Below are 14,182 nucleotides of genomic sequence, written 5' to 3'. Positions count from 1 at the left end.
AGATAGAGAGGGGGACCGGGCCACCACACCAGTGGTCCGGTCCCCCTCTCTATCTCGCGGGTCCAGCTTCTCTATCTCGGCGTTCAGCGGGCGGCGAGCGCTCGCCCGGCCGCGACGGCGTCCTGCTCGGCCTGCTTGGCCATGACGGCGGCGACGTCGGAGAACTCGTCCAGGGCGGGGTTGACGCCCACCAGCGTGAACTCGCGCTCGACCACGGTGAGGTCCGCCAGCCAGAGGTCCGCGAGGATGCGGCGCAGGTAGTCGGTGTTGTGGTCCCAGCCGGCGCGCGGGCTGCCCTCGCCGTAGGAGCCGCCACGGGTGGTGACGAGCACCGTGGGCTTGCCCTCGAGCACGGGCACTCCCGCGCCCGCGCCGGTCGTGACGAGGTCGATCCAGGTCTTGGCGTGCTGCGAGACGCCGTAGTTGTACAGCGGCATGGCGAGGACGAAGGCGTCCGCGGCGCGGACCTCGTCGGCCAGGGCCGCGGCGAGGTCGAGGGCGGCCCGCTGCTGCGGGGTGCGCTCGGACTCGGCGACGAAGCCGCCCGAGGTGGCGTGGGCCCAGGCGTCCGCGGGCAGCGGGTCCTTGCCCAGGTGCCGGGAGACGACGGCGGTGCCGGGGCGGGCGGCCGTGACTTCCGCGACCACGGTGTCCGCGAGGGCGGAGCTCGCGGACCGGTCGCCCTGGATGCTGGCGTCGAGACGAAGAAGCGTCATGGGGTGGTTCCTCCGGTGGGGGTCGCCGGCGCACGGGCGACGGACGGGGGCAGCGCTGGGGAGAACGTCGTCTTGAACGTTCAATATCAACGTACCCGGACGGTGTTGACGGTTCAAGTCGGCCTAGGATGGGGTATGCCGTCCGCACCGACCGACGCCCCGGTGTGGCTCGACGACGATCAGCAGCGGAGCTGGTCGTCGGTAGCCGCGCTTCTCATGACCCTGCCCGCCACGCTCGACGCGCAGCTGCGCGCGGACTCCGGGCTCAACCTGTTCGAGTACCACGTGCTCGTCGCCCTGGGTGAGGCGCCCGGGCGCACCCTCGGTATGTCCGACCTGGCGGCGCTCTCGCGCGGCTCGCTGTCCCGGCTGTCGCACGCCGTCGGTCGCCTCGAGCGGTCCGGCCTGGTCGAGCGCAGCGCGTGCTCCGACGGGCGGCGGCGGATGGAGGCCCGGCTCACGGACGTGGGCTGGGACAAGCTCGTGGCGGCCGCCCCGGGGCACGTCCGGGAGGTGCGCCGCCTCGTGGTGGACGCCCTCGACGACGATCAGCTCGCGGCGCTCGGCGTGGCCGCCGACGTCGTCGTGCGCACGATCGACCCGGCGCTCGCGTGCGGCGAGCGGGCCCGCGGCACCGGCTGCGGACCGCTCCCCGCGGAGTCAGCCGAGCAGGGGCGGTGAGCCGGCGCCCGTGCCGGCGATGACGCCCTCGACCGTCTCGCGCAGCACGTCGCGCGGGTCGTGGGCGGGCTCCCAGCGCAGCAGCTCGCGGGCGCGCGTCGCGTCGAGGACGACGTCGGCGCGGGCCATGTCGAACCAGCCCACGTCGATCGGCGCGAGGCGCAGCCGGGAGGCGACCGTCAGCCCGGTCCGCGCGACCTCGGGCGAGACCTCGACGCTGCGGCCGCCGGAGAGTGTGTCGGCGAGGTCGGCCGACGTCAGCCAGCCCTCGGGCGCCAGGTTGAACGCCCCGGGATGGCGGCCGACGACGACGGCGCGGTACGCGTCGGCGGCGTCGTCGACGTGCATCACCTGCAGGCGGAGCCCGGCGAGCGCGGGCACCGCGGGCAGCAGCGCCCCCTCGGGGGCGCGCTTCGCGGCGAGCCGCAGCGCGCGGGTGCCGAGCGGCCCCAGGAAGTAGCGCGCGAGCTCGGCGCCGGCCTCGCGCTGCAGCATGAGCGCGGGGCGCACGCGGGTCACGACCAGCCCCGGGTGCCGCTCGGCGACGTCGTCGAGCATCCGCTCGACGGCGGCCTTCTGCACGGAGTACGACGACGTGCGCACGCCGCGCCGCGGCCAGTCCTCGCCGACGAGGCCGCCGTCCGGGGGGCCGGGGGAGTAGACGCCGGAGGTCGAGCCGAACACGAGGTGCGGCACCCCGCCGCGCATGACGGCGTCGGCGACGGCCCGCGAGCCGTCGAGGTTGAGGCGTCGGGCCTGCCCGGAGTCGCGGGCGGAGGGCGGCGCCCAGGCGAGGTGGATGACGGCGTCGGCCCCGAGGAACGCCTGGTCGAGGCCGCGCACGACGGCGTCCGCGGTGTCGGTGAGGTCGACGCGGACCCACTCGGCGGCGGAGTGCGGGTAGGTGACCGTGCTGCTGCCGTCGGCGCGCGGCACGCGCCGGGCGACGCCGACGACCGAGGTCACGGCGGGTTCGCGGGCGAGTGCGCCCAGCACGGCCGTTCCGACGTTTCCGCTGGCTCCCACGACGACGACGCGCACGGTCCGACCGTAGCCGCGGTGGCGGCGCGGCGCGCGTGCAGGGCCCGCGTGTATCGGAGACACGATGTGTATGGCCAACACGTTGTGTATGCCGTACGCTCGTGTATGTCATACACAGACCGACCGAGGGGAACGGCCATGAACGACCCGATGATCGCGGTGCGGGGGCTGCGCAAGTCCTACGGACGCACCGCCGTCCTGCGCGGCGTCGACCTCGCCGTCCGACGCGGCGAGATCTTCGCGCTGCTCGGGCCGAACGGCGCGGGCAAGACCACCACCGTCAACATCCTCACCACGCTGGTGCAGCCGGACGGCGGCACGGCGACCATCGCCGGCGCCGACGTCGTGAAGCAGCCCGCCGCGGTGCGGCGCAGCATCGCGCTGACCGGCCAGTACGCGAGCGTCGACGAGTTCCAGACGGGGGAGGAGAACCTCGTCATGATGGCCGACCTCGCCCACCTGCCGAAGCGCGTCGTGCGCCGTCGTGCCCACGAGCTCCTGGAGCGCTTCGACCTGACCGACGCCGCCCGCCGCCGGGTCGGCACCTATTCCGGCGGCATGCGCCGCCGCCTCGACCTGGCCATCAGCCTCGTCGCCGACCCGGCCGTGCTGGTGCTCGACGAGCCCACCACGGGGCTCGACCCGGCGTCGCGCTCCCAGCTCTGGGAGGTGGTGCGGGGCCTCGCGGCCGACGGCACCACGATCCTGCTCACCACCCAGTACCTCGAGGAGGCCGACCGGCTCGCCGACACGATCGCCGTCCTCGCCCAGGGCACCATCGCGGCGCGCGGCACGGCCGAGGAGCTCAAGACCCTCGTCGCCGGGGACCACGTGCGCGTGACGTTCGACGACGCCGCGAGCCTCGCCACCGCGCGCGAGCTCGGCGTCGTCGGCCTCGACGCCGCCGAGGAGGACCTCCGGGCGCTCGCGCTGACCTTCCCGAGCGCCGAGCCCGTCCGCGCCATCCGTGACGTCCTCGACCGGGCCGAGTCCCGCGGCCTCGCCGTCGCGGGCGTGAGCGTGGTCAAGCCCACCCTCGACGACGTCTTCCTGGCGCTCACCGGCAGCGCCGCCACCGACCGCACGACCGGCACCACGGACCAGACCGCCCCCGAGGAGGCGCTGCGATGACCACCACCCTGGCCCCGGCGAGGCCGACGGCACCCGCCCCCGTCCGCGCCACGCGCGCGCCGCTGCGCGACGTCGCCACCATGACCCGGCGCGAGGCGCGCCGCTCCCTGCGCTCGATCGACGGCCTCATCACCGCGTTCGCGCTGCCCGTGCTGATCATGACCGTGTTCGTCGTCATCTTCGGCGGGGCGATCGCGGGCGGCACCGGGGGCGAGTACATCGACTACGTCGTGCCCGGCGTGCTCATCATGTGCCTGGGCATGAACTCCGCCACCGCGGCCACCGGCGTGGCTCAGGACATGGCCACGGGCACGATCGACCGCTTCAAGACCTTGCCGATCTTCGGGCCGTCCGCGCTGTGGGGGCACGTGGTCGCGAGCGTCGTGCGCAACCTCGCCTCGGCCGCGGTCGTGCTGCTGGTGGCGCTCGCCTACGGGTTCGACCCGGCCGCGGGCCTCGCCGGCTGGCTGGGCTTCGCCGGGTTCGCGGTCCTGTCGGTGCTGACCTTCACGTGGCTCAGCGTCACCCTCGGCCTCGTGCTCAGCGTCGAGGCGTCGATGTCGGTGAACATGATCTTCCTGTTCGTGCCGTACCTCAGCTCGGGGTTCGTGCCCGTCGACACCATGCCGGATTGGCTGCACGGCTTCGCCGAGCACCAGCCGTTCACGCCGATCATCGAGTCGGTGCGCGGCCTGCTCATGGGCAGCCCCGACGCCGGCACGATCGTCACCGCGTGCGTGTGGCTGGTGGGCTTCCTCGCGGCGAGCGTCGTCGCCGGCGGCCGCCTGTACCGCCGTCGGACCGCCCGCTGATCCTGATGGCGGACGAGCCTGTCGGGACCGCGTCCCGGGTCTCGACAGGCTCGACCGACGGGAGATTCGGGGATGATGAACCCATGACGGACACGCCGGAGACGGACCTGCCGGAGACCGACCCGCCCGGGCCCGACGTGCCGGAGCTGCCGCCGCGCCTCGCGCTGGCCTGGGGCGTGGCGGAACGGCCGGAGCGCGTGCCCCGCCGGGAGCTGAGCATCGAGCGCATCGTCGAGGCCGCCGTCGAGATCGCGGACGCCGAGGGCCTCGCCGGCGTCTCCATGGCGCGCGTCGCCAAGAGCCTCGGCTTCACCACGATGTCGCTGTACCGGTACGTCACCAGCAAGGACGACCTGCTGCTGCTCATGCAGGAGGTCGCCATCGACGTCGAGTTCCCGCCCGCGCACGAGCCGGCGGACTGGCGCGCCGAGCTGCGGGAGTGGGCGCTGTTCACCCTCGCGGTCTTCCGCAAGCACACCTGGGTGCTCGACATCCCCGTCACCGGCGCCCCGATGACCCCGGCCAACCTGCGCGTCCTCGACGCCGGGCTGCGCGCGCTGCGCTCCACGCCGCTGGACGACGACGAGAAGATCGCGACGATCCTGCTCACCAGCGGCTACGTCCGGAACGCGGCGATCCTGGGTCGCGACCTGGACCGGGCAGTCGTCGCGGCGGGCGGCGACGGCGACGCCCTGGGCTCCGCCTACCACGACGTCCTGCGCCACCTCGTCGACGAGGTGCGCTTCCCCTACCTGCGCCCGCTGGTCGAGCGCGGCACGTACGTGCCCCCCAGCGGCGGCGGCCTGGACGAGCTCGACGACGTCGCATGGGGCCTGGAGCGGACGCTCGACGGCGTGGGCGCCTACGTCGCGTCGCGGGACGCCGCGGTCGTCCACCCCGACGGCCGCGCCCCGGCGGCGTCGCCCGGTGACGACCCGTTGGTGGCCGCCGCCGTCGCGACCGCGGGCGCGTACGCCGCCGACGCCAAGGTCAAGAAGGCCGCCGCGAAGCGCAAGGAGGCCGAGAAGCGGGTGCGCGAGGCGCAGAAGCGCCTGCGCGACCTCCAGAAGGCCGAGCGTGACGCCCTGAAGGCGGAGGCCGAGGCCGTGCGGGCGGCGCAGGAGAAGGCCGACCGCGGCTGACCTCCGCGCAGGCGGTCCGTCGCGGGGAACGACCCCTTCCCGCGACGGACCGACTGCTCGACGGGGGCGGGCGGGGCGTCGGCGGCGTGGACGCGTCGGCACCCCGGGGGCTCCGATGGCAGAATCGGCGCGTGCCAGCCCAGACCCGGAACGCCCCCACCCCGGACGGCGGCGCGGACGTCGCGCCCACCCGTGACGAGGCGGAGAGCGCGGCCAGGCGCGCGGCCGACGAGGCCCGCGCGGCCGTCGTCTCCGCGCTGCGGACGGTGATCGCGGGCGACGTCGACTCCTCCTCCCGGCGGCGCGCGGAGTACTCCACCGACGCCTCGAACTACCGCGTCGTGCCCGACGTCGTCGCCTTCCCGCGCAGCTCGCGCGACGTGGTCCGCGGCCTGGAGGTGCTGCGCGAGCTGAAGATCCCGGTGACGGCGCGCGGCGCCGGCACGTCGGTGGCCGGCAACGCGGTCGGCACGGGCGCGGTGCTCGACTTCTCCCGGCACCTGAACGAGGTGGTCTCCGTCGACCCGGAGGCGGGGACGGCCGTCGTCGAGCCCGGCACCGTGATGTCGACCCTGCAGCGCGCGGGCGCCGCCCACGGCCTGCGCTTCGGCCCGGACCCGTCCACGCAGAACCGCGCGACGCTCGGCGGGATGATCGGCAACAACGCGTGCGGCCCGCACGCCGTGGCCTACGGCCGCACCGCCGACAACGTGGTGGAGCTCGACGTCGTCGACGGACGCGGCCGGCGCTTCACCGCGGGCCGCGGCGACGCGACGTTCGCCGCCGTGCCGGGCCTGGCGGAGCTCGTGCGGGAGAACCTCGCGCTGATCCGCACCCAGTTCGGCCGGTTCGGGCGCCAGGTGTCCGGGTACTCGCTGGAGCACCTGCTGCCGGAGAACGGCTCCGACCTCGCCAAGGCGCTGGTGGGCACCGAGGGCACGCTGGTCACGGTGCTCGGCGCCACGCTGCGGATGGTGCCCGTGCCGACCGCGCCGACGCTCGTCGTGCTCGGCTACCCGGACATGCCCGCGGCGGCCGACGACGTCCCGCACCTGCTCGGCCACAAGCCGCTCGCGATCGAGGGCCTCGACGCCCGCCTGGTCGACGTCGTGCGCAGGGCCAAGGGCGAGGCGTCCGTGCCGGCGCTGCCCGAGGGCGCGGGCTGGCTGATGATCGAGGTCGGCGGCGCGAGCCAGGACGAGGCGAGCGCGCGGGCCGAGGCCATCGTGACGTCGTCGTCCGCCCTGTCCTCGCTGGTGCTGCCCGCCGGGCCGGACGCCACCAAGATGTGGCAGATCCGCGCCGACGGCGCGGGGCTCGCGGGCCGCACACCCGCGGGGGAGCAGGCGTGGCCGGGCTGGGAGGACTCCGCGGTCCCGCCCGAGCGCCTGGGCGCGTACCTGCGCGACCTCGAGGACCTCATGGAGCGCTACGGCGTCGACGGGCTGCCCTACGGGCACTTCGGTGACGGCTGCGTGCACCTGCGCATCGACATCCCGATGGAGACGTCGGGCTCCGTGCTGCGCACGTTCATGACCGATGCCGCGCGGCTGGTGGCGTACCACGGCGGCTCGCTGTCGGGGGAGCACGGCGACGGCCGCGCCCGCTCCGAGCTGCTGCCGCTGATGTACACGCCCGAGGCGATCCGGCTCATGGAGCGGTTCAAGGCGCTGTTCGACCCGGACGACCTGCTCAACCCGGGCGTCGTCGTGCGTCCGGCGGCCGTCGACGCCGACCTGCGCCGCCCCGCGGCGAAGGCCGTGCTCTCGACGCTGCCGGTGGGGGACCGGGGGATGGCGGGCTCGGGCCCGCTGCACGGCATCGCGAAGAAGGCGGGCCACACCGGGTTCTCGTTCGCGCACGACCACCACGACCTCACGACCGCCGTGCACCGCTGCGTCGGCGTGGGCAAGTGCCGCGCCGACAACCACGCCTCCGGCGGGTTCATGTGCCCCAGCTATCAGGCGACGAAGGACGAGAAGGACGTGACCCGCGGGCGGGCGCGTGTGCTGCAGGAGGCCGTCAACGGCACCCTCGTGGGCGGCCTCACGGCGCCAGAGGTGCGGGAGTCGCTCGACCTGTGCCTGAGCTGCAAGGCGTGCTCGTCCGACTGCCCGGCAGGCGTCGACATGGCGCAGTACAAGTCCGAGGTGCTGCACCGTTCCTACAAGGGGAAGCTGCGCCCCGTGGACCACTACGCCCTCGGCTGGCTGCCCCGCTGGGCGCGGCTCGCGGGCGGGATGCCGCGGTTCGTCAACAAGGTGCTCGGCGTGCCGTGGATCGCGAAGGCGGTGCTGTGGGCGGGAGGCATGGACACGCGGCGGCAGGTGCCGCAGTTCGCGGAGATCCCGTTCCGCACCTGGTGGAAGCGCGGCTGGGCGTCGCACGGCGTGCCCGGCCTGGGCGCCGGCCAGACGCCGCACGACCGCCCCACGGGATCGCGCCCGAAGGTCGTGCTCTGGGCGGACTCGTTCAGCGACGCCCTCGCGCCCTCCGTCCCGCAGGCCGCGGTGAAGGTGCTCACCGCGGCGGGGTACGACGTCGTCGTCCCCGACCAGCAGGCGTGCTGCGGGCTCACCTGGATCTCGACCGGCCAGCTCGACGGCGCACGCCGCAGGCTGTCGCAGCTGCTGTCCGTGCTCGGGCCGTACGCGGTCAACGGCATCCCGATCCTCGGGCTGGAGCCGTCGTGCACGGCGGTGCTGCGCTCGGACCTGCTGGACCTCTTCCCCGACGACCCGCGCGCCCAGGCCGTCGCGGACGCGACCCGCACCCTGGCGGAGCTGTTCACCTCGCCGGAGACCGCGCCGGCGGCCGGGTCGGGCTGGGAGATGCCCGACCTGTCCGACCTCACCGCCGTGGTGCAGCCGCACTGCCACCAGCACTCCGTGATGGGCTTCGACGCCGACGAGGCGCTGCTGCGCACCGCGGGCGCCGAGATCAAGGTCCTGGCCGGCTGCTGCGGCCTCGCCGGCAACTTCGGCATGCAGAAGGGCCACTACGACGTGTCCGTCGCCGTGGCGGAGAACGCGCTGCTGCCCGCGCTGCGCGAGGCCGCGCCGGGCACCGAGTACGTGGCAGACGGCTTCTCCTGCCGCACCCAGGCCGTGCAGCTCGAGGGCACGCAGGGCAAGGCGCTCGTGGAGGTCATCGCCGAGCGCCTCTGACCCGCGCGCCCACAAGCGTCAGGGACGGCGGACGAGGGCGAGGACGCCGGAGCGCGCGGGCTCAGGGAGCTCCGGGACGAGGACGACGAGGGACTCGAGCAGCAGCCGCTCGAGCTCGTCGCGCGGGATGCCGCTGCCGCCCAGCCAGGCGGCGGTGACGTTCTCGACCAGCGCCACCCACCCGCCGGCCAGGAGCTGCAGCCGGTCGCTGGGCGTGAAGCCGATGACGCCGGCCGTCGTCGTCATGCGCGCGACGAGCGCGGTCCGCACGCGCTGCAGGGCGTCCTCGGTGGCGTCGTCGCCGGCGAGCGCGCCGCGCCAGATGTCCTCCCAGACGCGCCGGTGCGACGTGACCGAGCCCAGGAACAGCGACATCGCGTGCGCCGGGCGGTCGGCGAGGGGACGATCGTCGGGTGCCAGCAGCGTCTGCTCCAGGTCGGACACCGCCTCGAGCGCGACCGTGCGGCGCAGCGCCGTCGTGGACCCGAAGTAGTGGAAGACGAGCGCCTTCGACGCCCCCGCGCGGGCGGCCGCCGTCGCCGGCGTCAGCGCGTCCAGCCCCGCGGCCTCCGCCTCGGCGACGGCCGCCTCGAGGAGCTGGCGGCGCCGGTCCGACGGCTCGTGGCGCGTGCGGGGGCGCGGGGTGGCGGAGGTCATGGGCACAGTTGTACGGCGTTATTGACCATCAGTCAACAGCGGTCGTAGAGTTGTTGATCGCAAGTCAACAGTGTGTCGGGGGACGGGGAGCAGGGTGCAGATCACGCTGAGCGGGGTGCGGGTCGACGGGCGTCGCGACCCGATGCTGGAGGCCACGGACCTCGCCTGGTCGACGGGGGAGTGCCTGCTCGTCGCGGGCGAGCCGGGGCACGGACACACCGCCCTCGCCCTCGTCGCGACCGGGCGGTTCGTCCCGTCGTCCGGCACCGTGCGCCTCGACGGCGCCGTCGTGCCGCCGCCCGCGCTGCGCGCCCGCACCGCCGTCGTCGACGTGCCCGGCATCAGCGAGCCCGACGACGCCCTGTCCCTCGCCGACGTCGTCGCCGAGGGCCTGGCCCTCGCCGGCCGCCGGTCGCTGCCGCGCGACGTGACGCGGTGGCTCGAGGAGCGCGCCCTCACCGAGGACCGCGGGCGGCGGGTGGACCAGCTGCCCGGCGTCGTGCGCACCGCCGTCCTCGCGGCGCTGGCGACCGAGAACCCGGACGTCCGGTTCGTCGTGCTGACGCTGCCCGACCGGCACGGCGGCGAGCCGTCCGGCTGGTGGGAGACGGCGCGCACGCTCGCCGCGTCCGGGCTCGGCGTGCTCGTGCAGTGCACGCGGTCGTCCGCCCGCGACCTGGGCGTCGACCTGCCGCCCGCGCGCGGCGCCACCCTGCACGAGCCGCCGCAGGTCGTGCGGCGCGAGACCCCCGGCGCGCCCGCTGAGGAGCCCGGCGCGACCGCCGTCCTCCCCGCCGCCGAGACCGGCCCCGCCGTCGAGCCCGAGGTCGAGGACGAGCTGGAGCCGTCCCCCGACCCCGACGCCCGCGCGGAGGAGGAGCTCGACGACCCGCCCGACGCCGCGGCCCCCGACGACACCCCGATCGACGACACCCCGATCCACGACAGCATGGCCGCGACGCCGGCCGACGACCCGCAGGAGGAGGCCCGATGACCGCGGTCCGGCTCGCTCTCTCGGAGCTCAAGCGTCTCGCCGCCGGGCGCCTGCCGAAGCTCGCCATCCTCGCGATGGCGCTCATCCCCACGCTGTACGCGGGGCTGTACCTGTTCGCCAACCACGACCCGTACGGGCAGCTCGAGCAGGTCCCGGCCGCCGTCGTCGTGCAGGACGAGGGCACCACGACGAAGGACGCCGACACCGGCGAGACGACCGAGCGCGACTTCGGCCGCGACGTCGCGGACCAGCTGCTCGACGACGGCGGGTTCGGCTGGGTCGAGACGTCCCAGGCGGACGCCGAGGCGGGGGTGCGCTCCGGCCGCTACGACGCGGCCCTGATCATCGGGCCGACGTTCTCCGCCGACCTCGCGTCGGCGGGGGAGTTCGAGCCGCAGCAGGCCAGCCTCACGCTCATCACGAACGACGCGAACAACTACCTCGCGGGCACCATCTCGGACACGATCGTGGGGAAGGTGCGCGACTCGATCGCGGAGGAGGTCGGCACCGAGGCGGCCGACACGTTCCTGCGCGGGTTCGCGTCCATCCACACCAACCTCGCGGACGCGGTGGACGGCGCGAAGCAGCTGCTCACGGGCGCGACGTCGCTCGACGACGGCCTCGCGGACGCGGACGACGGCGCGCACACGCTCGCCGACGGCGCGGCGCAGGCGGCGGACGGCGCCGCGACCCTGGACGGCAAGGTCGGCACGCTGGCGTCCGCCGTCGGACAGCTCGACGACGGCGCGGGGCAGCTCGCGACCGGCCTCGGGACGCTGCAGGACAGGACGGCCGACCTGCCCGCGCAGACCCAGAAGCTCGCCGACGGCGCCGCCCAGGTGGCCGACGGCAACGCCCAGGTGGCGCAGTACGGTCAGGAGGCCGCCGAGGCGGCCGGGCAGGTGCTGCCGACCCTCGACGGCGCGCGCTCCGACGCGGCGTCCGCCCTCGACCAGGGGCGCACGGACCTCGACCAGCAGCTCGCCGACCTGTGCGCGCAGGTGCCGGACGACGCCGCCGACCTCGCCGCGCAGTGCGCCGACCTCCGCACGCAGGCGCTCGACCGCCTCGACGCCACGCGCGCCGACGTCGACGGCGCCCTCGACGCGCAGCGGAAGGACGTGGAGTCGGCCGTGACGACGGTCGAGGGCGCGTCCGAGAAGCTCGACCAGCTCGCGGACGGCTCCCGGCAGGTGGCTGACGGCGCCGCCACCCTGGCGGGCGCGACGCCGCAGCTCACCGCCGGCATCGCGTCGGCGGCGGACGGCGCCGACCGGCTCGCCGACGGCACGGGCCAGCTCGCCGCCGCCACGCCCGCGCTCGTCGACGGCGTGCACCGGCTCGCGGACGGCACCGGCCAGGTGTCCGACGGGGCCGCGGAGCTGGCCTCGGGCACGACGAAGCTCGCGGACGGCTCCGGGGAGCTGAAGAGCGGGATCGCCGAGCTGCGCGACGGGCTCGCCGAGGGCCTCGGCCAGATCCCCGACCTCGACGACCAGACGCGCGAGGACACGGCGTCGACCATCGGCAACCCGTTGGAGGTGCGCAACGACGCCCTGTCGTCGGCGGGTACGTACGGCGCCGGCCTCGCGCCGTTCTTCCTGTCGCTGGCCACGTGGATCGGCGCGTACGTGCTGTTCCTGCTGGTGCGGCCGCTGTCCACCCGGGCGCTCGCGGCGGGCCGGTCGGGGCTCGCGACGGCGCTGGGCGGCTGGGCCACCCCGGCCGCGATCGGCGTCGTGCAGGTGGCGGCGATGTTCGCCGTGACGAAGTTCGCGCTGGACATCCAGCCGTCCTACGGGCTGTTCACGGCGCTGTTCCTCGTGCTGGTGTCGGGCACGTTCGTCGCGGTCCTCCAGGCGCTCAACGTCTGGCTGGGCGCGGCCGGCCAGTTCCTGGGGCTGGTGCTGATGCTGGTGCAGCTCGTCACCGCGGGCGGCACGTTCCCCTGGCAGACGATCCCGCAGCCGCTCAAGGCGATGCACCAGTTCATGCCGATGACCTACGCCGTCGAGGGCCTGCGCCAGCTCCTGTACGGCGGCAACCTCGCCACCGTCACGCGCGACGTCACCGTGCTGCTCGGCGTCCTCGTCGTCGCGCTGGGCCTCACGACCCTCGCCGCCCGCAGGCAGCGTGTGTGGACCGTGACGAAGCTGCAGCCCGAGCTCGTCCTCTGACCTCCCCGCGCACCGCCTGTCCGGCAAGGGGGCAGGATGGGCGCGTGGAGTTCCAGGACGTGGTGCGCAGACGGCGGATGGTGCGGCGGTTCACGGACGAGCCCGTGCCGCCCGAGACGGTGGACCGGCTGGTGCGCAACGCCGTGCGCGCCCCCAGCGCGGGGTTCTCGCAGGGCTGGTCGTTCCTCGTCCTCACGGAGGCGGAGGACCGCGAACGGTTCTGGTCCGCCGCGACCCCGGCGGACTCCGAGCGTGACATGTCCGCCTGGCTCGCCGGCATGCGCACCGCCCCGGTGCTCGTCGTGGCGCTGTGCTCCAAGGACGCCTACCTCGGCCGGTACGCCGAGGCCGACAAGGGGTGGACCGACCGCGACGAGGCGCGCTGGCCCGTGCCGTACTGGCACGTCGACGCGGGCATGGCGTCGCTGCTCATGCTCCAGACGGCGGTCGACGAGGGCCTGGGCGCGTGCTTCTTCGGCGTCGGCGCGGGCGAGATGCCGGCGTTCCGCGAGGCGTTCGGCATCCCCGACGCGTGGGTCCAGACCGGGGTGGTCGCCGTCGGGCACCCCGCCGACGGCGGGGCCAAGGGCTCCCCGACGCGCCGCCGTCGCAAGCCGTTGGAGGACGTCGTGCACCGCGGGCGGTGGTGACGCCCGTACTGTCACGCCACGACGGATCGGTGGGACGCCTACGCGCCGCCCAGGTGGCCGAGGGCAACCACGTTCACGCCGTCGGGCCGTGTGTAGCTGGTGGTTCCTGCTGTGAGGACGTTCAGTGAGGTGAGCTGGTCGGCGCGCTGGGCCGAGACCTTCTTCGCGAGCGCGGTGAGATGGGCCGCCGCGGTGTCGATGTGCGCTGTGCCGCCGAGCTTGACCTCGAACGCGGCCCATCGACCGTCTGCGATCTCGACGACGGCGTCGACCTCGAGACCGACCTCGTCGCGGTAGTGGTAGACGGTTTCACCGAGCGCCTGGGAGTACACGCGTAGGTCACGGATGCACAGGGACTCGAACAGCAGGCCGAGGGTGTTGAGGTCGCCGAGCAACGTGCGCGTGTGGCGCCGAGAGCGGCGGCGGTGAGGGAAGGATCGACGAAATGCCACTTCGGCTGGGTGCGCAGCCGGACGCGCGAGCGGAGGTGGGGTGCCCAGGCGGGCTGCTCCTCGACGACGAAGACACGGCTCAAGGCATCGCCGACAGCGCGACATCATTGGTGCCCTCACCGCTCTCCGCCAGGGACATCGGTCGGAGCGTGACGCGCCGGAAGCGTCCTGCGCCGCTGTGCCGGGTGACATCGTCGGCAGGAGTCGCGGACCCGGTGAGGATGAACTGACCGGGCGCTCCGCGCTGGTCCACCTCGTGCCGGACGGCGTTCCACAGAGTGGGCGCGAGCTGCCATTCGTCGATCAGCCGTGGCGTGTCGCCTGTGAGGACGCTTCGAGGGGACGCCTCAGCCAGTCCGGAGAGTTCCGGAGACGAGTCGAGGCGGACGGAGCTCTTGGCGAGCTGAAGCCCGGTGGTCGTCTTGCCCACGGCGCGGGGCCCCTCGATGATCACCGCCCCGAAAGTGTCGAGCGAGTCGAGCAGGAGACTGTCGACCATGCGCCTGGTATAGCCGCTCATCGTGGATAGATATCACTTCTGCGATGATCTGAGTATCACTTC

General features: G+C 74.4%; 13 protein-coding genes. 8 read left to right on the top strand and 5 right to left on the bottom strand.

Annotation, left to right across the window (positions count from 1 at the left end; translation table 11 throughout):
* Nucleotides 1–83: 83 nt before the first annotated feature.
* Complete coding sequence (locus ACFCZN_RS16785; RefSeq protein WP_430557497.1) at nt 84–716, bottom strand: FMN-dependent NADH-azoreductase; 633 nt, start codon at nt 714–716, stop codon at nt 84–86.
* Between the two features lie 135 nt (nt 717–851).
* Here ACFCZN_RS16785 and ACFCZN_RS16780 point away from each other — a divergent pair, with 135 nt between their 5' ends.
* Complete coding sequence (locus ACFCZN_RS16780) at nt 852–1,397, top strand: MarR family winged helix-turn-helix transcriptional regulator (RefSeq protein ID WP_429766727.1); 546 nt, start codon at nt 852–854, stop codon at nt 1,395–1,397.
* On the opposite strand, the gene ACFCZN_RS16775 is transcribed toward ACFCZN_RS16780, so the two are convergent.
* Complete coding sequence (locus ACFCZN_RS16775) at nt 1,377–2,438, bottom strand: NAD-dependent epimerase/dehydratase family protein (RefSeq protein ID WP_430557496.1); 1,062 nt, start codon at nt 2,436–2,438, stop codon at nt 1,377–1,379. The genes ACFCZN_RS16780 and ACFCZN_RS16775 overlap by 21 nt on opposite strands.
* A 138-nt stretch (nt 2,439–2,576) precedes the next feature.
* Between ACFCZN_RS16775 and ACFCZN_RS16770 the strand changes: the two genes are divergently transcribed.
* The 4 genes from ACFCZN_RS16770 to ACFCZN_RS16755 all read left to right on the top strand — a co-directional run bounded on the left by ACFCZN_RS16770 (nt 2,577) and on the right by ACFCZN_RS16755 (nt 8,690).
* Complete coding sequence (locus ACFCZN_RS16770) at nt 2,577–3,569, top strand: ATP-binding cassette domain-containing protein (protein ID WP_430557495.1); 993 nt, start codon at nt 2,577–2,579, stop codon at nt 3,567–3,569.
* On the top strand, nt 3,566–4,381 hold the full coding sequence (locus ACFCZN_RS16765; RefSeq protein ID WP_429766732.1) for an ABC transporter permease: 816 nt from the start codon (nt 3,566–3,568) through the stop codon (nt 4,379–4,381). Before ACFCZN_RS16770 ends, ACFCZN_RS16765 begins: the two co-directional genes overlap by 4 nt.
* An 83-nt stretch (nt 4,382–4,464) precedes the next feature.
* Nucleotides 4,465–5,523: a TetR/AcrR family transcriptional regulator gene (locus tag ACFCZN_RS16760; RefSeq protein ID WP_430557494.1), complete on the top strand. Its 1,059-nt coding sequence runs from the start codon at nt 4,465–4,467 to the stop codon at nt 5,521–5,523.
* Nucleotides 5,524–5,654: 131 nt separating this feature from the next.
* On the top strand, nt 5,655–8,690 hold the full coding sequence (locus ACFCZN_RS16755) for an FAD-binding and (Fe-S)-binding domain-containing protein (protein WP_430557493.1): 3,036 nt from the start codon (nt 5,655–5,657) through the stop codon (nt 8,688–8,690).
* An 18-nt stretch (nt 8,691–8,708) separates the two neighbouring features.
* On the opposite strand, the gene ACFCZN_RS16750 is transcribed toward ACFCZN_RS16755, so the two are convergent.
* Nucleotides 8,709–9,347: a TetR family transcriptional regulator gene (locus ACFCZN_RS16750; protein WP_429766736.1), complete on the bottom strand. Its 639-nt coding sequence runs from the start codon at nt 9,345–9,347 to the stop codon at nt 8,709–8,711.
* Between the two features lie 94 nt (nt 9,348–9,441).
* On the opposite strand from ACFCZN_RS16750, the gene ACFCZN_RS16745 reads away from it, so the two are divergent.
* Genes ACFCZN_RS16745 through ACFCZN_RS16735 form a run of 3 tightly spaced genes read left to right on the top strand, consistent with a single transcriptional unit; the run spans nt 9,442 to nt 13,168 of the window.
* Nucleotides 9,442–10,341: a hypothetical protein gene (locus tag ACFCZN_RS16745; RefSeq protein ID WP_429766738.1), complete on the top strand. Its 900-nt coding sequence runs from the start codon at nt 9,442–9,444 to the stop codon at nt 10,339–10,341.
* A complete protein-coding gene (locus ACFCZN_RS16740; RefSeq protein WP_429766739.1) occupies nt 10,338–12,518 on the top strand; it encodes a YhgE/Pip family protein in 2,181 nt (726 codons plus the stop codon). The genes ACFCZN_RS16745 and ACFCZN_RS16740 overlap by 4 nt, the downstream gene beginning before the upstream one ends.
* 44 nt (nt 12,519–12,562) lie before the next feature.
* A complete protein-coding gene (locus tag ACFCZN_RS16735; protein ID WP_430557492.1) occupies nt 12,563–13,168 on the top strand; it encodes a nitroreductase family protein in 606 nt (201 codons plus the stop codon).
* Nucleotides 13,169–13,206: 38 nt separating this feature from the next.
* On the opposite strand, the gene ACFCZN_RS16730 is transcribed toward ACFCZN_RS16735, so the two are convergent.
* Nucleotides 13,207–13,563 (bottom strand): DUF4143 domain-containing protein, encoded by a 357-nt coding sequence (locus ACFCZN_RS16730; RefSeq protein WP_430557491.1) that lies wholly within the window; start codon nt 13,561–13,563, stop codon nt 13,207–13,209.
* 136 nt (nt 13,564–13,699) lie between these two features.
* Entirely contained in the window at nt 13,700–14,140 is a 441-nt protein-coding gene (locus ACFCZN_RS16725; RefSeq protein ID WP_430557490.1) for an ATP-binding protein, read from the bottom strand.
* Between the last annotated feature and the right edge of the window lie 42 nt (nt 14,141–14,182).

This window comes from Isoptericola sp. NPDC056134 (assembly GCF_042264825.1).
GTDB lineage: Bacteria > Actinomycetota > Actinomycetes > Actinomycetales > Cellulomonadaceae > Isoptericola > Isoptericola nanjingensis.
This window is presented reverse-complemented; position numbering and strand designations above follow the sequence as displayed.